The sequence below is a fragment of the Mucilaginibacter sp. genome (assembly GCF_035492695.1).
In the GTDB taxonomy this organism is placed as follows: domain Bacteria; phylum Bacteroidota; class Bacteroidia; order Sphingobacteriales; family Sphingobacteriaceae; genus Mucilaginibacter.
The window spans coordinates 37640-60519 of sequence record NZ_DATJJC010000031.1 but is presented as its reverse complement, the minus strand read 5'-3'; the positions used below and the strand labels follow the sequence as shown (position 1 = coordinate 60519).

The 22880-nt window shown below is 47.1% G+C and carries 17 protein-coding genes; 9 read left to right on the top strand and 8 right to left on the bottom strand.

The window, feature by feature from the left end; genetic code table 11:
* Positions 1–47: 47 nt before the first annotated feature.
* Positions 48–1436, bottom strand: a complete 1389-nt coding sequence (locus tag VL525_RS18880) for a hypothetical protein (protein WP_325388585.1) — start codon at positions 1434–1436, stop codon at positions 48–50.
* Positions 1437–1821: 385 nt separating this feature from the next.
* On the bottom strand, positions 1822–2523 hold the full coding sequence (locus VL525_RS18875; RefSeq protein ID WP_325388584.1) for a hypothetical protein: 702 nt from the start codon (positions 2521–2523) through the stop codon (positions 1822–1824).
* 288 nt (positions 2524–2811) lie between these two features.
* Here VL525_RS18875 and VL525_RS18870 point away from each other — a divergent pair, with 288 nt between their 5' ends.
* Positions 2812–3006, top strand: coding sequence for a cold shock domain-containing protein (locus tag VL525_RS18870; RefSeq protein WP_325388583.1), 195 nt, complete (start codon positions 2812–2814; stop codon positions 3004–3006).
* A gap of 81 nt (positions 3007–3087) precedes the next feature.
* Here VL525_RS18870 and VL525_RS18865 read toward each other — a convergent pair whose 3' ends face one another.
* Together VL525_RS18865 and VL525_RS18860 are read right to left on the bottom strand one after the other, a co-directional pair.
* A complete protein-coding gene (locus VL525_RS18865; RefSeq protein ID WP_325388582.1) occupies positions 3088–4167 on the bottom strand; it encodes an acyltransferase in 1080 nt (359 codons plus the stop codon).
* A 70-nt stretch (positions 4168–4237) separates the two neighbouring features.
* Positions 4238–4438, bottom strand: coding sequence for a hypothetical protein (locus VL525_RS18860; RefSeq protein ID WP_325388581.1), 201 nt, complete (start codon positions 4436–4438; stop codon positions 4238–4240).
* Between the two features lie 114 nt (positions 4439–4552).
* Here VL525_RS18860 and VL525_RS18855 point away from each other — a divergent pair, with 114 nt between their 5' ends.
* Both VL525_RS18855 and VL525_RS18850 read left to right on the top strand, forming a co-directional pair.
* Entirely contained in the window at positions 4553–5011 is a 459-nt protein-coding gene (locus VL525_RS18855; RefSeq protein ID WP_325388580.1) for a DUF1569 domain-containing protein, read from the top strand.
* A gap of 70 nt (positions 5012–5081) precedes the next feature.
* A complete protein-coding gene (locus tag VL525_RS18850) occupies positions 5082–7151 on the top strand; it encodes a beta-L-arabinofuranosidase domain-containing protein (protein WP_325388579.1) in 2070 nt (689 codons plus the stop codon).
* A 32-nt stretch (positions 7152–7183) separates the two neighbouring features.
* Here VL525_RS18850 and VL525_RS18845 read toward each other — a convergent pair whose 3' ends face one another.
* From VL525_RS18845 to VL525_RS18835, 3 genes are all read right to left on the bottom strand, one after another.
* On the bottom strand, positions 7184–7471 hold the full coding sequence (locus VL525_RS18845; RefSeq protein WP_325388578.1) for a hypothetical protein: 288 nt from the start codon (positions 7469–7471) through the stop codon (positions 7184–7186).
* Positions 7472–7475: 4 nt separating this feature from the next.
* Positions 7476–8072, bottom strand: a complete 597-nt coding sequence (locus tag VL525_RS18840) for a cupin domain-containing protein (RefSeq protein ID WP_325388577.1) — start codon at positions 8070–8072, stop codon at positions 7476–7478.
* A gap of 131 nt (positions 8073–8203) precedes the next feature.
* Positions 8204–8998, bottom strand: coding sequence for an SDR family oxidoreductase (locus tag VL525_RS18835; RefSeq protein WP_325388576.1), 795 nt, complete (start codon positions 8996–8998; stop codon positions 8204–8206).
* 149 nt (positions 8999–9147) lie between these two features.
* Between VL525_RS18835 and VL525_RS18830 the strand changes: the two genes are divergently transcribed.
* The 6 genes from VL525_RS18830 (at position 9148) to VL525_RS18805 (ending at position 14573) form a co-directional block, all read left to right on the top strand.
* The gene (locus tag VL525_RS18830; RefSeq protein WP_325388575.1) at positions 9148–9408 is read left to right on the top strand and encodes a hypothetical protein; all 261 of its coding nucleotides are present in this window, start codon (positions 9148–9150) and stop codon (positions 9406–9408) included.
* A 6-nt stretch (positions 9409–9414) separates the two neighbouring features.
* Entirely contained in the window at positions 9415–9657 is a 243-nt protein-coding gene (locus VL525_RS18825; protein WP_325388574.1) for a hypothetical protein, read from the top strand.
* Positions 9658–10449: 792 nt separating this feature from the next.
* Positions 10450–11232, top strand: coding sequence for a hypothetical protein (locus tag VL525_RS18820; protein ID WP_325388573.1), 783 nt, complete (start codon positions 10450–10452; stop codon positions 11230–11232).
* A gap of 24 nt (positions 11233–11256) precedes the next feature.
* Positions 11257–11859 carry a hypothetical protein gene (locus VL525_RS18815; RefSeq protein WP_325388572.1) on the top strand — a complete coding sequence of 201 codons (603 nt, stop codon included), beginning with the start codon at positions 11257–11259 and terminating at the stop codon, positions 11857–11859.
* Positions 11860–12208: 349 nt separating this feature from the next.
* Complete coding sequence (locus tag VL525_RS18810) at positions 12209–13501, top strand: hypothetical protein (RefSeq protein WP_325388571.1); 1293 nt, start codon at positions 12209–12211, stop codon at positions 13499–13501.
* A gap of 172 nt (positions 13502–13673) precedes the next feature.
* On the top strand, positions 13674–14573 hold the full coding sequence (locus VL525_RS18805; protein WP_325388570.1) for a DNA/RNA non-specific endonuclease: 900 nt from the start codon (positions 13674–13676) through the stop codon (positions 14571–14573).
* 262 nt (positions 14574–14835) lie between these two features.
* Here the strand turns inward: VL525_RS18805 and VL525_RS18800 are convergent, their stop codons facing one another.
* Positions 14836–22767: an eCIS core domain-containing protein gene (locus VL525_RS18800; protein ID WP_325388569.1), complete on the bottom strand. Its 7932-nt coding sequence runs from the start codon at positions 22765–22767 to the stop codon at positions 14836–14838.
* Positions 22768–22880 lie beyond the last annotated feature (113 nt).

Sequence of the window (22880 nt, the reverse complement as noted above, 5' to 3'; positions counted from 1 at the left end):
TATCCATCACTCTAATCACTAATCACCGGTCACCAATCACTAACCCCTCAATTAAACGAATTCTTGATCTGTATATACTTGCGCAAACTGGTGGATTTAAACCCTTTTTGCTGCATCGAGGCAACATACTCAGGGGTTACACCGCTTGACTTCAGCGCGGGCAGCTCGTTCAGCGGAATGTCAGTAAAGCCGAGCTTTTTAAAGCCATCTATGTAGGATGGTTTAATATCAAGTGATTTTAACGCGATAATGTTGTGGGCGTCAATATCCTTATAGCCCATATCCATAAAACCTTTAATAAAAGCAGGGGTAACTTCCATTGATTTAAAAGCAACCAGCGAATGGATAGGAATATTAGCGTAACCGATATCGGTAAAGCCTTTGATGTAATCGGCATTGATGTTCATTGATTTGAACGAGATAATATCATGGGCTGCTACATCTTTATAACCCATGTCGTTAAGCCCTTTGATAAATTCGGGTGTAATATCCATCGATTTAAAAGAGATCAGCGAATGGATAGGGGTATTGGTGTAACCTATATCATTAAAGCCCTTGATATAAGCAGCATCGATATTCATCGATTTAAACGCGACAACATCATGTGCAGGTATATCTTTGTACCCCATAGCGGCAAGCTCATTGATATAGGCCGGCGTAATATTCATAGATTTCATGGCGATAAGCTGATGAATAGAAATATCGCTATAACCTGCCGACCTGATGCCCTGGATGAACGATTCGTCAACTTTCATAGCCGCCATGGCAACCAGGTTATGCCCTGCAATATCTTTGAAGCCGTTTTTGGCCAGCATTTCCACATAGCCTTTTTTCAGGTCGACCATGAAGAATGAAAAAGCATCGCGATCCTTCACATCGGTAACGCCCGAGTTTTTTACATAGTCATCAAACGCTTTGTTGGCGTTAAACTTGTAGGTGCCAAAACCCATATCGTCCTCAAACTTGCCATTGAATACAATTGTACCGGCATCACGCGTCAACGAAAATTCACCCTTCTGGCCTTTTGGCAGGTTAGGAAACTCGCTTAACGCAAAATCGGCATTGTTCGACCAGTGATTGTCGTCGCTGTCTGACCGGAACTCGATCCTGATCTTGTCGCCTTTAATAGTAGCGAACCATTTGCCTTCGGTCATATCCGGGCCTGCAATATCTACGTCCACATCGATATCGCCGACGTCAATATCGCCAATGTCCACAACCGGGTCTGCATTGATTACCGGGTTAATATCTGCTATTACCGGGTGTACCGGCGGTATAACGGGATGAACCGGTGGCACTACGGCGGTAACAATGGGGTTAACCACGGGCACAACAGTTGTAACAACCTGTGCGTTAACGGTGCCCGCGCAAAGCAGCAGGCTGCCTGCTGCCAAAAGGCAATTGCGGAAAAGGGCAGGTATAATTGAATTGCTCATACGATTTGATTTTTAATTGATGATGTTTAAAGTTGAACAAAAACAATACTAATCTATTAGGATAAATACTAATTGATTAGTAATTATATAAAAAATAATTTAAGTAATTGATTATCAATAAGAAAATTTACGTGAAAACTGGATCCTGCCAGGTCGGCCCGGGTGGCTATAATAAAATGCTGTATCGAAAACGGACACTGAAGCGTACGGTTACGTTACGGAAAAGCAGGGGGAGCGTTCGAAGGAATCGCTAAGTAAAGGGGGTGTTATTTCCGGTGAGCCTCGTTGTTAAGTCGCGCCGGTGTCATTGTTGCCTTCATAGAGAAATCTGCTAATAATCTTAAAGATGCAGGCCTTGTTACTTTTTGTTATAAATCCGTCTTCGCTATTTACGACATACCAAGTCATATAATTTATTTGCAGGCAAGCTGGTCTTTGAGTCATTGACAGACATTATCAGAAGATAAATAGCGCCATGTTTTTTAATAAACAAGATATCTATAGGAAGGGCAAGTGTAGGAATTTCCGGCGGTCTTCCTCCTGTGGTAGCCCAGATTGCTGTAGTATCTGATTTGTTATAATTGATAGCAAAAAAATAAAAATCAGAATTGAAATAGGCAACAGAATCGTTCCTGATCTGGTGAGTATTATTCCCCTTTAAATTTATGTTTATATGCCGCGCTTTGTTCTTACCTGTTTTAAAACTCACATCAAATAAAGGACCACCGCTTTCTAAATATGTGATGCCATTATTCATAAAATCTGTGTTGCTTGAAGAAGCGATAAGTTCATCTAGCGGCTTGTCTGCTAAGGCATCTAGTTTAAAAACTTCAATGAAATATTTTTTATCATCAAATCTAAAGTTTGCTATAGGATTTTGAAACTTTAAAGTGATAGTTTGAATTACAGACAATTTCTTTCTCGCACCTTCAGAAAAAAAACTCCAGTATTCTTGTGGTGCAGATGTCTCTAATTTCAGTTGGTAATTTGGGTTTGGTCCCGAATTATAAGCAAGATAAGCAATGAAGAAACAAACGCCTACCAGTACTATTAGCTTAGCCTTGCTTATTTGTATTTTATATTTCATATCGATCGATAAATTTACCAAAGATAATTAGGATAGGAAACTGGCCCCGGGGCGGGCACGTATCGGTGGGAAAGCCTTATGTAGCAGGTTTCAAAGTTTTGCGAATAGCTCCTGGTATTGTTAGAAGCCCTAATAAATCAATAATCGCGAAAGTTTGTCTTTTTCGCCTTGTTTTTTTATGACCCACGCGTGCGACCCCCTTTAATATATTGTTAATATATTTTACCAATATGAAAACAATGCCGGTATTAATGCGTACCTTGCGCACTTATTTAAAAAAGAAGCATAATGCAAAAAGAAGGAACAGTGAAATTTTTCAACAACACAAAAGGTTTTGGATTTATTTCACCGAGTGACAACAGGGAAGACATCTTTGTTCACTCAACAGGACTCATCGACAACATCCGCGAAAATGACCGCGTACAGTACGAAGAGCAATCAGGCAAAAAAGGCCTAAACGCAGTAAACGTAAAAGTTATTTAAGTATCACTATAAGTTACTCGTAAAGCATCCGCCCACAAGCGGGTGCTTTTTTGTTTTAAGGTCTCCAGCCGACAAAACTTATCAAGCTGCATGCCTTTTCCTGCTCAAATATCTCCGTACAGGAATATCATAAAATGTCATTACCAGCCAGGCCACGCCAACCAGTAAAATGATGGAGGTAACCACAACTACTGAAAATTCAACTGTTCCGGGTTTATGTGACGCATAATAATTGCCGAACATCCACAACGCTGCGTAATGTGTCATGTACAGTGGGTACGACATCTTTCCGGAGAACACGCAAATCTTCCTGAGCCTTTCGCTTAGTCTGGCCCCGGCGCCCAATGCAACAATCAGCGGGAAATAGAACAATACAGCCAGGGGCTCTGTCAGCCAGTTCCAACCGGAAAAAGGCATAATAAAAGCCGCAAACACCAATACAGACATCATACCGAAACCAAGTTTCGACGGGATGATCCAATTGAAACGGTAAACCAGCATTCCCGCTAAAAACGAATAAGCTACCCGTGCGCCGCCGTCCCAAAAGGTGCCTCCGCTCCAGCCGCCCATCAGGTTTCCGGTGCGGTATGCGATAATGCAGATAGGTATAGCTGCGAGTAAGGTAAGCGCCAGCAGCCAGCGTTTATTTAGTTTGCTCAAAATAAACGCATAAAAAATATTGGCAATGTATTCCCAAAACAGCGACCAGGCCGGCGCATTTAAATTGAACAGGTTAAAAGCCCGTTCGGTTACCACCGGGAAGGGGATAAGCAAAACCGAACACAGGAATATCAATGCTATTCTGCCTGCGCTATACAACTCAGGGTGACCGCCAAACGGATCGAACAGGAAAGTTAACAGGCCCAGCACCGAACCCATAATGACTAATGGATGCAGTCGTATTAGGCGCGACTTGAAAAACTCCGTGACACCCATCTTCCCGATACGGTCGTCATAAGCATAAGCGATAACGAAGCCCGAGAGGCAGAAAAAGAAATCGACCGCCAAAAAGCCATGCCCGATAAAGTTTTTGCTGTAATCGGTAATGGCCATTTCCATAAAATGAAAGGTCACTACTGATAAAGCGGCTACGCCGCGTAACCCGTCAAGGATTTCGAAATGCGGTTTGGTTTTTAATATCGCCGGGATTTGCTGCTCCATCGTTATTCATCCTGCTGGCTTAAACAGGACCATAACGCCAAGAATAGGGAATATTACCAAATCCGCCAAATCAGCCGTTTGGGGTATTGCCGGGCTGCCCGGGTGGTGCTTCGGGCGGCGGCTGTTGCTGCGGCGATATTTCAGGCGGTATCCGGTTAGGGTCTTCCTGCGGTATCTCAGGCGTTTTCGGGTCGGCGGGTTGCTCTATTTCGGGTTTTTGCGGCGTTACAGGCATTTCTTCCTTCTCGCCGGGGAATGTTTTCTTTTGCATCGCAATTTATATTTAATCATCGTACACTCTTCGTGCTATAAACACAAAAAATGCCGTTTGGATTTAACCGGTTACATATCCAGTTGCGAATCAGAAAATTACGTTACTTTGTGTATGGCATTACCCAATATTTTCACATCCGAAGTTACCGATGCCGTTATCGGCCGCATTAATAAGCTTACTCCGGCAAGCACGCCGTTATGGGGTAAAATGAACGTATCGCAAATGCTGGCGCATCTCAACGTGTCGTATGAAATGGTATATGAGGATAAGCATCCCAAACCCAAAGGGTTTATGAAGTTTATCCTGAAAATGCTGGTGAAAAATAAGGTAGTGGGCGAGACGCCTTACAAACACAACGGCCCCACAGCCCCGGCGTTTATCATTACAGACGAACGTGATTTTCAAGCCGAAAAGTCCCGGCTGATAGCCCATATCAAAAAAACGCAGGAGCTGGGCGAAAAGCATTTCGATGGAAAAGAGTCCCATTCTTTCGGCCCGTTAACCATTACTGAATGGAACAATATGTTTTATAAACATCTGGATCATCATTTGGGGCAGTTCGGCGTTTAATCTCCACTCAGTAATTTATTTGCCATATTACCCGCCTATTCATAATTTGCGCAATCCAAACAAACTAATTATGAAAAGCATTTCTTCACCGGCCGGTAAAGCCGCCTTAGCGGGCTGTTTTATGATGGCTGCTGTATTCAACAATAAACTATCGGCTCAAACCGCAACTGCTATAAAGGAGGTAAGCAATAGGGGACACAACGCCTACTATACCTCCAACAAGGCTCCGCTGAACGCGCAATACTTTATAAAACTGCCTGTAACTGCTATAAAACCCAACGGCTGGTTGCGCCGCCAACTGGAACTACAGCGGGAGGGCCTGACGGGCAATCTCGGCGAGATCAGTGTATGGCTGACTAAAACCGACAACGCCTGGGTAAATAAAAGCGGCAAAGGCAAATACGGATGGGAAGAGCTGCCTTACTGGCTGAAAGGCTACGGCGATATGGCCTATATGCTGCGCGACCCAAAAATGCTGAAGGAAACCAAATTCTGGATCAATACCGTTATCAAAAACCAGCGTGCCAATGGCGACTTCGGTCCGCTGAATTATACCAAACCCGGCCGGCGCGACCTGTGGGGTAATATGCCTATGCTCTGGTGCCTGCAATCGTACTACGAATATTCCGGCGATCCGAGGGTACTGAAACTCATGTCGCGGTATTTTAAATATGAGCAAACCGTGCCGGACAGCCTGTTTTTGAAGGATTACTGGGAGAACAGCAGGGGCGGGGATAACCTCATCAGCGTGTACTGGCTGTATAACCGCACCGGCGAAAAATGGCTGCTCAACCTGGCAACCAAGATCGACCGAAACACGGCCAACTGGCGGCAAGCCAACAACTTGCCCAACTGGCATAACGTGAATGTGGCACAATCGTTCCGCGAACCAGCCACATACTTTATGCAGAGCAATAACCCCGCCGACCTGGCGGCATCCTATAACGACTTTAAGCTGATCCGAAATATTTACGGGCAAGTGCCGGGCGGTATGTTCGGCGCAGATGAGAACGCCCGCAAGGGTTATGACGACCCGAGGCAAGCCGTGGAAACATGTGGTATGGTGGAGCAAATGACCTCGGACGAGTTCCTGCTGCGATTTACCGGCGATACTTTTTGGGCCGACAACTGCGAGGATGTGGCCTTCAATACCTTTCCCGCAGCCTTTATGCCCGATTATAAAAGCCTGCGTTACCTAACCGCCCCCAACATGGTGCTGAGCGACAGCAAGAACCATGCACCGGGTATCAATAACGATGGACCGTTCCTGAACATGAACCCGTTCAGCAGCCGCTGCTGCCAGCATAACCATTCGGCCGGCTGGGTTTATTATGCCGAAAACAGCTGGATGGCCACGCCCGATAACGGCCTGGCCGATCAGTTGTATTCTGAAGGGTCGGTTACTGCAAAGGCAGGGAACGGGCAGCCGGTTACCATTGTTACCACAACAAAATACCCTTTCAACGAAACGATCAACCTTAAAATTCAAACGGCCGCGCCAAATAAGTTCCCCGTTTACCTGCGCATACCAAAATGGTGCGCCAATGCAACGGTGGAAGTGAATGGAAAAACAGTTGAGGTTAGTCCGGCGGGTGCGGAGTATATTAAACTGGTTAATACGTGGAGGAACGGCGACCGTATAACCCTGCACTTACCCATGAGCATACACGTGCGCGAATGGGAGAAGAATAAGAACAGCGTGAGTGTAAACTACGGCCCGCTTACGTTTTCGCTGAAGATAGACGAGAAATATGTAAAAGTGGCCTCGACCAAAGAAAACGCCGTGGCTGATGCCAAATGGCAACCTACCGCCGATCAGACCAAATGGCCGACCTTCGAGATATATCCGGCCTCGGCATGGAACTTCGGGCTCGAATTAAACAAACAAGATCCCGCCATGTCATTCGAGGTTGAAAGAAGGGCCTGGCCAAAGGACAATAACCCGTTCACCAACAAATCGGCCCCTATAGTACTAAAAGCCAAAGGCAGGCAAATACCCGGCTGGAAAATAGACCAGTACGGCCTGTGCGGCCTGCTGCCCGAAAGCCCTGTGAGAACCGATGAGGCCGAAACCAGCATTACCCTGGTGCCTATGGGCGGCGCAAGGTTGAGGATATCGGCCTTCCCGGTGGTGAATTGACGAATATATAGACAGGATATAATCGGTGCTGATCAGGTGGTTCCTTGCTGGCTTTTAATTCTTTTGCGGGCTATTTGCCGCGCAATCCCGGCCATCCATAATAACAGGTGCGAGTCTTGCTTATGGCAATCTGTGCAGTTGTTCCAGATGTATAACATTGTTTCCTCCAGCACTGCAACGGCTAACTGCTGGTCGGCAATAGAACAGCAAATGATTTTGAAGAGTTTCCCTGCATATTGATCATATAACAACGCTGCACCTGAAACGTCGCGCCGCGCAATCGCACTGATCAGTTCCTGTTCAGCCGGGGTAGTTTTCATAGGGTCAGGAAAATTGGTGTTGCAAAATTGCGATCACGTACGGTGAATCTATTGTTATATCATGACTGACATGCAGCGGGATATCCAAATGATCGCCCGGGTTAAGGGTGACCCGCCTGCCGCCAATGGTGCAGGTGCACTGGCCCCTTAGGATGAAAAAGCTCTCGGCTAGGTCCTCGTGAATTTCCGGTGGCACATTCAGCCTGGTAACAACCAACATTTGGGCTATTTGGTCGTCCTGCCGTAAGGTATGCTGGAAGAAGTCTTCAAAAGGTTCGGCCGGTAGTAAATGCTCAACCGCATTCAGCCAGTTGACATGATCGGAATACTTACCGGTGGGCGGCAGGTTATTGATATCTAATTGCTCCCCGCTCGCAAAACCGAGCACATTCAGCAACCTGCCCCTCAATCGGGGATCAGGTTCAATGGCATAGCTTTTGGCCAATAATTCAATGGTTTGCTCAATTTCGTTTAGTTCCTGCCGGATCTCCGGGTGAGACACACTAAATTCAGCGACTTCTTTCGCTCGCTCCGCGTTGAAGAGGTCAAAGCAATGCTGTTCCAGGTTGCCGCTGTCTATGTAAGCTTTAATTTTCTTCATTTCTTATGCCGGTCAATAATAAACCTTATTAGTAATAACTATTGCCGAACGCGGCTCGTCATATCCGTCAAATGTAAAGAAACTATTGTAACCCAAGGTTCCTGCTGGCTTTATCCTTACAACCTGGAGGATTAAGTAACAAGCGAACCGGTAAATTGATACCTTAAAGTCCCCGGCACATTCACGCTGTTCACCATTTTCCAGTCGAGGAGTTCGTCAATAAACTGCGGCGGTGGTAGCCCGGCTTTTGCGGCAGCGGCGCGGTAAAATTCTGCTTTTTGGGGATGTTCGGGCGAACAGGCATTGAAGATATGTCCAAAGGCATCTTTTTCTATCACGGTTTCGGTAATGCCCACACAATCCTCCAACCCGATTAAATTAACCGGCGCACGGCCATTGGGGATATTCGTTTTCCCGGCAAAAAACCTGCCAGGGTCACGACCTTCGCCGATCAATCCGCCGAAGCGGAGGATGGCGGTTTTAAAGCCCGTTTCCTTTTCAAAAAGCTTTTCTGCCCCCAGCAGTATAATTCCTGTTTCGGTACCGGGCTGCGGGTCCGACAGTTCATCAACCTCCCTGTTTGTATCGCCATAAACACCGGTCGAACTGGTATAGATCGCTTTTTTAATGCCATACTGTTTTATCGCATCGATGATATACCCAAGCTTCGGCAGATAATCAGCGCTTTCACCCCTGCGAAACCGTGGCGGTATGCTGATCACCAGCACATCGCAATCAAAAAATCCCGGGCCTGCTTTAAGTCCGCCGGCCTCAGCGCGCACTTCAAAAGGTAAAATACCCAGGTAAGCCAATGCCCCCAGCTTGTCAGCCGAAGTAGCCGAACCCTTCACCATAAAACCCTTTGCCGCAAGTGCCCGGCCCAAAGCTTTGCCATACCAGCCGCAGCCTAAAATACTAATTGTCATTTTAATGCCAGATGCCGGCAAACCTAACAGGTTTCCGGCAGTTTCAATACAATTATTTAAATCAAAATCCGTTTAAAACCTATTGGAATAACACAATCGTGCTTCTATGACTAAAACAATTACTTATTTTTTGCTTTACCGTAGCTGCCATGACGAGTTTCACCATCATCCTCCACATTTATAATTCCCCTTTAGCATTGGTGGTAACACCATTGGCTATGGCCCCCTACAGTTTCCTGGTCAAAACATTAAATGATAAAGGCGAATCGATGATCATCAAACGCCTGCCCGGCAAAGGCTGGATAGGAGAAAAGGTGAAAATGAAATTCTTCACCAAACAGAATATCCGGCGTTTAGGTAAACTGCTCGAAACGAAAGAAAACGAAATATTACCGTTAATAAAATCTTAGCGCCCTATGATCCATAGAATCAGGTTGAAGGACGGGTCTGTCCATGCGGTACAAATTATGCGCACCACTTTTAAAAAGCTAAAGGTTTGGCTGGTTCAGTTTAAGGACGGTAAACAGGCCATGCTATACAAATGCGGCAACGAATGGCTGCAGCGTATCGAAGATTTTCTCGACGCATCCCTGATCAGGACCATTGGCAGCTATATTGATAGTATCGCCGGTAAAGATCATCCTACGCTGAAAGGATAGGGTGGCCCCGATACACTAAGTGTTCACGCTTTCGCCCTTTGCGCGGCATGTTTTGTTGTAAGTAATTGTTTTTCAGCATGTTGGCTTTTGGCTAATGTCAAAAAGTGCCCCTTTTTTGATGTTTTCGTGAACACCTGCTTTTGTTATTCGTTGGTTACGAGGGCATTAGTTATTCTGGCTTCGCGCCGGCTGCACCGGAAAAATGAACCGGGAAAATCAAAATATATCCAAAATAAGCAGCTTTAAGCCAAAACAGGCCGCTTTAAGCCAACAGTCTGCCAGCGATAGGGCTGGTGATGCGTCCGTTCTTACTGCGTGGACGCCCAAAAACGATCATACTTATAGCACAAATTTCTTTTTTTGATACACTAAGTAAACGACCGGCAATTATCCTGTGGTATAGGTATTTTTACTTAGCAAAATAGGTGTTTTTACTATTTTATAATACATAACCGACTGGTAATTTTGTGTTTATAAATGTTAGTTAGATAAGGACGGCAAAATAGCAGAGGGCTGGAACTTCTTCGACTTTCTGACATTGAATATACAGGCGGGCAAGATATCGCCGGAGCAACTGCTTTAGAATTTTAGCCGCTTCTCGATCGCCCTGCACCCGGCGTTCAGCGTTTTTCTTGTGGTGGTTGGGGCAAGGGAGGATGAAATAAACTATACCAAACAACTCATCCCAAAGCAATAAAAACAAGCGGGCGGGTTTTTTGCTGAATTATTTTAAATCATTAGTTTTGAATGCCTTATGTTGCTTATCTTTACTAACCGAGTAAATACCGAATTATGAAAAAAGTTTTATACAGTCTCTGTTTCCTTATCGCCTTTATGGCCGCCAACACGGCATCATCGCAAGGGCTTTTCAAAAAGCTTAAAGATAAAGTGAACAAAGTGGTGGATAAGGAAGTCGATAAAAAGGCGGGTATTCCGCCCGATAACCAATCTGCTGGTAATAGCAGTTCCTCATCGCCGGGCGGGCCTGTTAACAAAGGCGGCGCGGGATTGACCAATACAGCTCCGCCCGATGTGAAGGCGCAAATGGCGGAAGCGGAAACGGCCCATGCAGCCAAAAATTACAGCGATGCCCGGTATTCGCTTCAACAGGCGCTTATGGGGGTCGAGATACAGTTGGGCCGCCAGATATTAAAATCGTTACCGCCAACGGTAGATACCCTGAATGCAGACACCGCGCAGGACGTGGTAATGAGCACCCAGTGGGGCTGGAGCAACCTGAGCATTCACCGCGTGTGGAAAAACACGGCCGATAAACAAATGACGGTTACCGTAGGAAACGCGGGCGTGTACGCCGGGCTGGCCACGCTGTATTTTTCTAACGCCGGGATGATGGAAGCCAACGGAAGTAAGCAAAATTTCAAACAGGTGAGGGTTAAGGGCAATAAGGCCATTATCCAGTATGAGGATAGCAAAGGCTATACCCTTATCGTCTCGCTTGGGCAAACCTCTATGACCGTATGGGAGTGCATCAATTTCGCCAACGAGCAGGAAGTAATGGCCGCTGCTAATTCATTCGATATCGATGGCATTAAAAAAATGCTTGGTGAACAATAATTTTGATCAGCAATGAAAATATTTATGAAAGCTATTTTAACATTTATCGCTGTTATTGCCATTGCATGCTGCAGCAATGCGCAGGATTTTGCCAAAGCAATGGCCACTGCCAAAACCTCGTACAATGCAGGCAAACTGGAAGAAACGCATTTTGCCCTGCAACAAGCCATGCAGGAGGTGGACCTGGTGGTGGGCCAGGAAGTGCTGAAATTGCTGCCGCCTAAAATGGACGCGATGGAAATTGTAGGAAAGGACGATAATGTAACTTCAAACATAGGCTTTGTAGGCGCTACCATACACCGCGCCTACGCCCAAAAAGATGGTAAAAAGGCCGATATTTCTATCATCAGCAACTCGCCTTTGGTGGCCATGACCAATTCCATACTGAACACCCCGATGCTGGGCGGCATGATGAGCGACGGCAGGAGCAAGACCGTGAAGGTACAGGGGTACAAAGCCAGGCTTGAGAAGCAGGCAGGCAGCACGGCCGATAAAAATGATTACGAACTGCAAATTCCCCTGGGCAGCGCCATGATAACCTTTAAGGTAGACGATTGCACCGATACCCAGATACTGGCATTTGCCGATACTATTCCTTTGCAAAAAATAGCTAAGCTGATAGAATAAGGGTTGTTTTCAATTGTCCGCATTGCAAAGCGCTTGTACAGGTGTCATACTTGTACGCTAGTTGTAAGCGTCCACACTCCGCCTGTTCAAGTGTCCACACTTGAACATTAGCAAAAGTAAGCGTCCACGCTTACATTAACTATCAGGCGTGGACGCCCAAAATTTTCCCGTTTAAGCGGAGGACGCTTTAACGGGCGGGAGACCAGGTGATTACGAGCGTTGGCTTGTGAACGCTTACGGTTGAGATAATTGCCCGTATCATAGAATATTTTCACCGATCTGTTTAAACCATTTTTTATAAGCATAAAATCCATGCAGTTTTGGGTTATTGGTCGGTACGCGGATGAATATGAAAAACTTTACCTTTTTTACCCTGCTGGCGTTGCTATTAGCATTTACCAACGCTAATGCGTTTAACCATAAGCAATCTGCGATCATACTTAACGGCCCATGGAAATTTAAAACAGGGGATAATTTGGAGTGGGCCGGGCCAGGCTTTAATGATTCAGTATGGGAAACGGTCGACCTTACCGCTCCTTCTGGATCACATGATGGCGATGTAGGGCTAACAGGTTATGTCCCCGGCTGGGCAGCAAAGGGGCATGCAAATTATTCGGGTTACGCCTGGTACCGTTTGAAAATCTCATTGGACAGAGTAAAAGGAGATGTGCTGGCCATTGCGGGTCCGCCCGCAGTTGATGAGGCTTATCAATTATTTGTTGATGGACGATTGCTGGGTGGCGCGGGAGATTTTTCGAATACGGTACCCGTAGCCTACAGCATACAGCCACGTATGTTCCTGTTACCGGATAGCATAAGGGGAAAAAAGACGATCACCATTGCTTTCAGGGTATGGGCGAGCGCAGCGGTATTAAGTCAGGGCACCGATTTAGGAGGCATCCACATTGCACCGGAACTTGGAAAGAAAAGCGATATTGAAGCCAGGTATAAATTCAGGTGGCGGCAAACCATCAAGGGATATATTGTAGAGGTGGCCGAATTCGTCGTATTCATTCTACTGGCAATAACCATCGCCTTTTTGCGCAAGCCTGTTAAACAATATAAATGGTTTATCATAGCTTTAATTTTGCTGGGTTTGGTACGGGCAAACCAGGCTTTTTACTACTGGCTGCAGGTGGAAACCAGCCACCAAATTGATATTGTAACACTTGTTATCCTGATGCCGCTGGTACTTGGCTCCTGGCTGATGGCATGGCGCGGTTGGTATAAGGTTGACCGCCCCGTTTGGATCCCGCCTGTTATTTTGGCGCTCACCATAGTTTATATGTGCGGCCAGCTTTTCAGCCTTCCATGGGTTTCCGAGGCAGTCCCCCACGCTGCCTTTCAGGCCATTTCTAACTATGCACGTTTATTATTTGCCTTAACACTGGCGCTTATCATCTGCCTGGGCATCCGGCAGCAGGGTAAACAGGGATGGCTCTATTTACCGGCGGTATTACTCATCTCGACCGGATTATTTGCGCGGGAACTATCTGAATTGCATATCCAGGGCATCTGGTTCCCCTATGGTGTTGGCGTATCCCGCAGGCAGTATGCCTACGCTGCATTTAGTGCGGTAATGTTTGGATTGTTGATCTATCAGCAACGGCGTACTCCGCCCGTACAAGTGTCCACACTTTAGTCCCCGCGGGGTCTCCGGCACGGGACCCTGCGGAATAACCGTCCTGCCAGAACGCAGGGTCCTCGTTGAGAGACCCTGCGAGGACAAAACGGGCGGGAGAGAGCGGGAGAAATATTTACTGAAAGAAATTCATCAGCAGGAAGTCATTTAAAAATTAGAAATTGCACCGCTGATGATCCACCGTAATTTACGCGCTTTCGCTTACTTTTTATTATTTATAACCCTAACCGTTACTGCCTGTCAGCAGCCTCAAAAACATACCAAACGCCACCGGTCGTATAAACGGATAACCGGCGTGCGCCTGCCCCGGCACCCGGGCGACGATAACAATATGCTGTTGGGGAACCCGAGCTCGGCAACACCCGATATCCATGATTCCGCCAATTACCTTATCGATCATAAATACTATATAGAAAGCTATAACCGCACCACCGGCGAACCGAACTGGGTTAGCTGGCACCTCTGTGCGGAGGATATAGGTGCTGCAGTGCGCAGCAATGATTTCAGGCCTGATACCACTCTTCCCGATGGTTGGTTCGAGGCTGATAATGCCAGTTACCGGGGTTCAGGGTTCGATAAAGGGCACAATTGCCCCAGCGGCGACCGCACCGCCAGCGCCGAAGCCAACTCCGCTACTTTTTTGATGGATAACATGATACCGCAAGCCAAAAACAACAATCAGCATACCTGGGAGCATTTTGAAAGTTACTGCCGCGAAAAGGTGAGGCAGGGTAACGAGGTTTACATCATTATGGGGAGCTATGGCAGGGGCGGCACCGGCAGGTTGGGCTACAGGGAAAGCATAGCAGATGGCCGCATCCGCGTGCCTGCGCACATCTGGAAGATAGCCCTCATCATCCCCGATAATAACGACGACCTGGACCGTATTGAAGCCGGCACAGACGTGATAGCCATTGACACCCCTAACGACGAAGCCGTTTCGCCCGACTGGAGAAAATACGTTTGCACGGTGAACGACCTGGAACGAAATACCGGCTACCGGTTTTTTACCGCCCTGCCCGCCGCGGTGCGCAACCCGCTGGAAAATAAGCAATTCGCGGATTTGTATTAAGGATTGGTCTATATCTGCACGGAGCGGCATAAAGGGCCATCGTCCATGGAGGATATCCTGTGGATTTAAGCTAACCTTAAAAAACCAAATCGTCCTGGCGAGGAACGAAGCCATCTCTGCACTTGCAAATCATGGAGCATACTTTTGTTGTAGAGCCATTACCCCGTGGCTATTTATTTATCAACCCTTCATATAAATCCAGCAATTCCGGATTTTTTGTCCCCGGGTCTCGGGCACGGGAAAAGATCATGCCTTTTTCAACTTACAATTCGTACGATTTCAGATCGGTTTCCACCTTGTTAGGAACAGGTGTATTAACTATACTGGTATCGAATTTGCCTTTTTTCTCATTCAAAATGTTGGCCTCGCACTTCATTGCTGTGGGCACTTTCTTTTCTGCGGACACAATGTCTTCCATTTTTGCCTTTTTTGCTGCTGACAAATTTGACTTTTGTATTTCGGCGCTACTTGGAGTTTTTAGCGGGCTGCTATAATCCGGCTCAACAATGTATTCTACCGTTTTACCCTCGTCCACTTTCTCAATAACTTTACTTTCGATACTTGCTTCATGCACGCCATTCCCTGAAATGGACAGCGGGGTGAGATTTCTGAAATCTTTCCCGGTTCCGCCTAAAAAGCCGTTTAGTAAATGCCCTTTGACATAATAGGGCTTGTCTCCATTTCTTCTGAGATTAAGTTTTCTATAGTCATCGTTAGATACACCCGGCGGGCCGCCAACAGGCGGGCGATTGTTTTTGTTAAGGTACCTGATGGTCATTTTGGTGGCAAAACCAACGTCGGTCAATCCGCCAAAGTTAAATTCAAGCGGCTCCAGCGGACCGCCAAAAAGATGAGCCGTTATTGCGCTCAACTTAATTACCTCGGCATTAACTTTATCATATTTAGCTGCCCTGTCCTTCTCTTCCGTAATGGACGAAACAATTGGTATATTCTTGGCCTTTTCCACTTCCTCAAGCTGTTTTTTTGCCTCGGCTTTCTTGTCCATTATTTTTTTATCGCCATCGGGCCTTACTTTTTTTATGTTATCCAGGAACTCGTCGTATCTCATTGGATCCCTGCTGGCAACCCACAATTCGGACGATTCATCGGACGATCCTTTGAAATAGAGTTCGTGTGTTTCGCCATTATCAGCGGTAAAGCTCTTCTTTATACCCAGCCATCCGGCAACCTTGCTTACTGCACTTTTTCCGAGCGCTACAACCTTCTCTTTGCCTTTGTCCAATAATGCCTTTCCCTTGTTTTTTAACGACATGGCCAGTTCCACGGCCGGGCCAACAAATGCATACGCTTTCGTAATAAGCCAATCTATCAGTTTATCAACTTTCGCCCTGATGCGAAGTATTATATCCCGCACTTTTGCACCAATGTCGTTTAAGTGAAGCAGCGCTGCAAGGAACCCAATAATGATCGGTATTGATTTGGCAAAGGCCATTTCAATAGCTGCGGCGGCAGCGTCAACATTGCCGGTAGCAATGGTCAATACCGCGTCGAGAATTGAATTCAATAATTCGATGATGCGGTCTTTCAGCCTTACCAGCATCATCAGGAAATCATAAATAGCCATGCAGGCTTTTACAAATGCAGCTATCGGGTTAAGCAGGCTTAATAAAAATACCAGGGCCGCTTTAATTACAGCATCTTTGATGAATGATTTTATGGCTTCCCATATCATATCCTTAAAATCGGTGAACTTCTCTTTAATGATTTCCCATATCGCGCCCAATCCTTCTTTGTACACCCGCTGGAATATACCCACAGTTGTTTCCATCAACGCAACCCTTTCTTCACCTATTTGCAAAACGGCCCTTTCGCGGATGTGCGCATAATTGATACCCATTACCTGCAAAACCATACCGAAAATGGAGGCGATATCAAATTTGTCGGGAAGTTTAAGGTCCGGAACGCCAAGCTGGCTGGACAGCCATGCCATCAGCCCATTTTCCAGGTGCTCGCCAAGCCTGCTCTTGAACCTGTCGAATCCCTTGCTAAAGGCAGCGCCAAGGTTGCTGAAGAACTTACCAGGTTCGCCTATAATGATCCCGACTACCTGGGCCAACTTTTGTAATATGGTTTTGAATAACTGGTAAATATTTTTAATAACCTTCCAAACCTCTTTTAACAAACCTATGGCTTTACTGATAAGGCCTTTATTTGCTTCCTTCAGCTCGTTTATCCGGTCATCCAGTTTTTTAACATTATCAACGTATTTTTTGGCAAGCTCGTCGATCAACTGGTGTCCCTTATCTTTTACGCCCTGTTCAAGCGAGTCAAACTTATCTTTGATGTTGTCCACGGCCTCGGTGCCAACTTCTTTCAAATTATCCGGAAGCGCGGCAACATAGGTATCAATATCTTTTTTACCATCGTCGATGGCCTTTTTTGCACCGTTTAGTTTGTCGGTTACCACATTGGACACATCGGTTATCACCTGGTCCATTTTATCCAGGTACAGTTGTTTGCCGTCTGCGTAAAATACATTCACTTCGTCGGGCAGGTCCATAAACTTGTCTTTCAGCCAGTAACCCCCTCCAAGCAAACCAGAATAGCGGTCGTTTTTGTAGGCCCGCATTTTTCTGTCGGTATAATCTTCAAATATCTTACGCGCGTCTTCGGCGCCCTGGTCGAAAATGCTGCCTGATAAGGTTTCGGCTTGTGTAAGCAGATCGTTTACCGTTTTTTCGGTGGCGGCATATTTATCATTGATATCCTTTGCCACCTTTGCCCGCGCGTCTTCGTCTTTTTTCTTCGAATCATTTTGCTGAAGAATAACAGCCGCAAAGTTTTTGTCCCTGTCCTTATGCATGCCCGCCAACGAGCCTGCCGCTTTTGAGGCGGCTTCGCTTTCAGCGGTCTTTAATTCCGCTTTTTCATCTTTTCTGTATTGAACCGGTTTTTCTAAGGCATCCTTTTGCGCATTTCTCTTTTCTTTTACTGCGCTTTGGAATGTAGGTTCATTGCTACCCTGCAGTTGAGTTTCGGTGACATTATTTTGCTTCATCTCATCATCGAGAGAGGCGCTTTGTTCCTGCATGGAAACTTCATCATCCGTTTTCGCTTTCGGAGCGGCATTTTTTGCACCGATAGATGCAGGACTACTTCCTGCGTTGGTTGGCGGCAGGGTTACCGGCTGCTTGTTCTCACTTTCGTTTACATGCAGCGGATCGGCAGTTGCGTGGGTCATAGGCCCGGTTGTGTTTTCCTTTTCAGCCGATACCTTTTGTCCAACTTCAGTTTTTACCTCACCAATTTTGTTATGTTCTTTGAAATCATCAGCTTCTTCCAGGGTCTTGGGGGTAACCTCGGTTATCCTTGCCAGCAGGTCCTTTTTAAACGAAGCAGCGTCAAATAATTTTTCTTCTTTGCCTGCCGCCTCAATGCTTTCCGCTTTCCTGTTCTGCGCCTTGCTTTGCGCTTCAAAAGGTACCGGCCCTGCTGCGCTTTGGGCATCTGCCGCCTTTGCTGCCGGCGGAGCATGGGCTCTCTGTTCATTTGCCCTGGCATGTGCCTTGCCTACCGTTCTCTGGAACGCAGGATCTTCTTCAGGCGACGACGGGGATTTCTTTTTGGCCGCTTTGCCTGCCGGCACTTTGACGGCATCGGCCGGCGCGGCAACGCCATGACCTGCAACCGGTTTGGCCGCGGAAACCACCGCGTCTTTTTTCGTGGCCTGAACATGGCTTACTTTTTTACCTGTTTCGGCAGTACCTGTCGTATTTTGATGTGCAGCCCCCTGCTGCACCGTGTGTGTTAATTCGTGCGCAAGCAATTGTTTGCCGCTCTTTGTACCCGGGTTGAACTCGCCTTGTGCGAAATGAATATTAGCGCCCTGCGTAAATGCGCGCGAACCAATAGCGGCATTTGCCTTTTGGCTTGCTTCGCCGGTGTGAATGCGCACGTTGCTAAAGTCGGCGCCGATGTGTTTTTCCATTTGCCTGCGGGTATCAACCGGCAATGGGCTTGCCCGCGCAGGCGGCGAAGCGGCCGCCATGGCTACCTGTGCAGTTGATGGGCGCGCAGCCGGCGTTATCTTACTAATGGCCACAGGTGCAGATCTTTCACGGCTTACCGCTTTATGAGCCACACGATCTGCCTCTTTTTCATGATGCGTGGTGGAAGCTGCGTTTTTTAGTTTTGGCTGTATCTCATAAGATGAAACCGTAGATTCAACCGGATTTACCACAGTTTCGTGCACAATTGAAGTATCATATTGGCCGCTTGCTTCATTTAGTACATTGGCAACACACTCTAATCCTAAAGGCACAAGGTTTTCCGCAGAAATAACGTCCCCCAATCTTGCTCGTTGCTGTGTGTCCAACGTTGAACTTGTAATTTGAACGTCCGTTGGGAAAGACCGGGAGCCATACACTGGTGTAACAATATATTCTACGGTCTTACCCTGGTCTATTTTCTCGATGACTTTTCTTTCAACATCTCTTTCATGATTGCCATTTCCTGCCCTTGATAGCGGGGTCAGGTTCCTGAAATCCAACCCGGTGCCACCTAAATAACCATTCAATAAGTGCCCCTTTATGTAATAGCTGCCATTGCGCCTCCTTCTGTGATCAAGCTTTTCATACGCGGCATTAGACACCCCGGGAGAACTGCCAACCGGCGGACGGTTGTTTTTGTTCAGGTTCCTTATGGTCATGCCGGTGGCAAAGCCTTCAGCATTCAATCCACCATAATTAAATACCAGCGGCAGCGCCGGACCGCCAAACAATGGTGCTGTTAAAACACTCAGTTCTATCACCTTCGCGTTGACAATGTCAAATTTAGCCGACCTTGCCTGCTCTTCAGGTACCGAACTGTCAAGAGGCCTGTTTTTAGCGGTTTCTATCTCATCAAGTTTGGCTCTGGCTGCCTGTTTTTGGGCAACTATTGTTTGGTTTCCGCCTGAGGCTACAGTATTAATCCTGTCTAAGAAAGCAGCGTACCGCATGGGTTCCCGGCTTGCTACCCATAAATGGGATGTCTGTTCGTTTGCGCCCTCAAAGTAAAGTTCATGAGATTCGCCATTGTTGGCCCTGAACTCTTTCCTTATCCCAAGCCATCCCAAAACCGCGCGCACGGCGCTTCTTCCTGCGGCCATTACCCGGTCGAGTATGTTCATTCCTGTGTTTACCGCCCGGTTTACCAGCCAGGTTAACGCACGGTCAACCATCTCCCTTACCCGGGTTATCATTTCGCCAATTCTTCTCCCTATACCGCTTAAACCCACCTGGTTGGCCAGGAAGCCTATTACTATAGGCATTGCACGGTCCATTGTTCTTTCAAGGTAATTGGCGGCTGTTGACACGTTGCCCTCGGCAATATCTGCCACGCCGTTTACGAATGAATTGATCACTTCCAGTATCTGCCGCAGATAGCGGATAAAGCTTTGCACAGCATGGTAAATGGCTATAGCGCTATTGATAACCGCCATAATGCCGGTAGGATCGAGCATGCTTAATAACCTTGCGGTTACCTGCGAAATGATCCTTTCCATGATCCAGTTCTTTACCGCATCCAGTACGGTATTCCACAGGTTGCTCAGTTGTTCCTGTATCTTATCCCAAATAGCACCCATTCCTCTTTCCTGGACATCGCGGATAAATGTCCAGATGCCTTCAAGGGTATTGATCATATTACGCAGCCTGGCAACCCGTTCAGGCCCTACTCTTGGATGTGCCGCAAGTTTCGCCCAGATGGCTTCCATGCTGATGCCCAGTACCTGTAGTACCCATCCTATGACTCCACGCAACGAGAAATCTGTAAGCGGAGGAATATTTGCATCCCGCAGCTCACTCATCAGCCATCCCACCAGGCCATTCATAAGATGTGTGCCGATGTGGTCAAAGAATTGGATAAAGCCTTGTTTTATTGCCCTCAACAAATTCCTGAGGAAGGCGACAGGGTCGCGTTTGATCCTTTCAAATGCCGCCATGGCCCGGGTAATAATATTATTGATCAGGTCGGTAGGGAAGTTCATTACCTGCAGCAATACTTCGATCACGATCTTTACGATCTCGACAATGAAAGCGATCAGCCTTGCAATCGGTTCGCCAAACCGGTCAATAATTCTGTGGAAAGCCTGTACCGGGCTGGTAAGGTCGCTGAAGCTGAACGAGTTCCAGAGGTCTATAAATAGCTGCAGGATAGTAGCCGGCGTCATGTTTAACCTGGCAACAGCCGCATTAATGCGTGCGGTAGTCCTGGCAATGGCGCCGCTTTCTTCCATTTGCCTGTATTGTTCCTCGCCGCCTTCCATCAGGCTCATAAAGCCGCGGACGATGTTGGGAACGCTTCTTGGTACGGTAACGTTGGTGAATGGATCTTTGCCTATCAAAACAGTTACCAATGCGTAGCCTCTTACGGTTCGGGCCCAGGCAGACAGGCGTCCCAGCAGCGCTTCTTTTATAAACCCGAGTATTACCACCAGGGTTTCGCCTACAAAATTTAAAACCTGCCTTACCGGTTCAGCAAATTTTTCGTACAGCCGGTTAAATGTATCAATAGGATGCATCAGGCTGTCGATAGAAACAGCGTTCCATATCAGCCCGAAATTGTCTCTTATTGTTTGATATAAGTTGCCAAATACGGCAATACCCCGGTCAATCCAATCTGCCGCTTTCTGGAACGAGCCGGTATCCTGCATTTGCCTGCGTTGTTCCCTGCCTTGTTCGCCCCCCAGTTCAAGCAGCGCATTCAATATAGTGGTGCCATTTGCCGCAACATTTTCTCCCGTCACCGGATCATGGCCTATAATTACTTTTAATAATTCATAGGCATTGGTGCGCGTTTTTATAAAGTCGACGATCTGTGTTAGCAGGAATTCTTTTACGATAGAAAGCAGTTCGGATGCGGCTCTTTCGGCAAAGCTGACGATGCTGGTTATCGCCCGTTCAAAGATACCGCCAAGGTTTCGGAGAACATTCAGCGGGCCGTCCAGGATAGAAGTCAGGCCCAGGGCGTTCCAGGTAGTAGTAAAATCACTGCGTATATTGGAAACAATACCGCTAAGAGTTTGTATTTGCTGGTCGATCCATGCAGCTGCCCGGTCAATGGCGCCAAGTTCTTCCAGCTTTTGTTTTAAAAGGCTGCCGCCGGGAATAATATCAAGCGCGGCATTGATAAAATTTCTCCCATTTTGTTCAATGCGCTCGCCGGTTATAGGGTCCTGCCCCATAACCACACCTAAGGCGCTATAACCCGGAATAAAGCCCGCAAAGCGCCGTGCCTTTCCCATCAGCCATCTTTTTGCGCCTTCAATACCTTCGGTGATCGAAGGCAGGTCGTCGAGCAGGTCGCCGATCCTTGAGATGGCGGTATCGACAAATGAACATTGAATGGTTGTATCGCCGCACTTGGTTTGAAGCGGCGGGCCCCTGGCCTCCGAAGGCAGGGCGACCGGGTTGAAGGCAGCGTGGCTCTCTGTACTACGCTGAATAGAAGAAACGGTGCTGGTGGTTGCCGGGCTTGCGCCCTGCTGAACGGTGTGTGTTAGCTCATGCGCTAAAAGATGCTGGCCTGACCTTGTGTTTGGGTTAAACTGTCCGTTTGCAAAATGAATATTTGCACCCTGGGTAAATGCCCTTGCACCAATGGATGCGCTGGCATCATGGCTTTCCTGCCCGGTATGGATGCGAACATTTTCAAAGTTTGCACCTATACGGTTTTCCATTTGCCTGCGGGCAGGTGCAGGCAAAGGACTTCCCCTCGTACTCTGATTAGAAAGTACAGCAGTTAACGGGTGTGTCGTATGAATATCGGGTGCAGGCGGGCTGGCATCGCCGCTATGTAATACGTCCGGAGATCCAAGGTTATTTATTTTAGATTGAATGCTTTTGCTTTGGCATTCGGCACCCTTGCTTTGGGTACCGCTTTTGATACTCGTTATGCGTGTGCCCGAAGATGCCGGTTGATTGCCCGTTGCTTTATCTGCCACATGATCGGCCTCTTTTTCAAAATGATCATTTGCAGCATGGATGTTTACCTTAGGTTGGATGAGCGACCTGCCGCCAACTGCTTTTTGCGGCCGGCGATGCGCCCAGCCCCCCGGTTGTTCTTTTCGCTGGACTGCAGCCGGTAGGGGGGATGATTGGGTTTTACGTTGTATAGCTCTGCCGCCACCGGCTTTTGCCGGGGTCGATAAATTTACTGCGCGTGATTTTGTCGTAGCAGTTTTTACTGGCATGAGAACAGGCGTAAATTTAATTTAAAATTAAAGGGAAATAATTTATCAATCAATACCCCTTTATCACTTTAGGTCAGCTTTTTTTTTGCAAGCCTTATTCATTATATATAGAA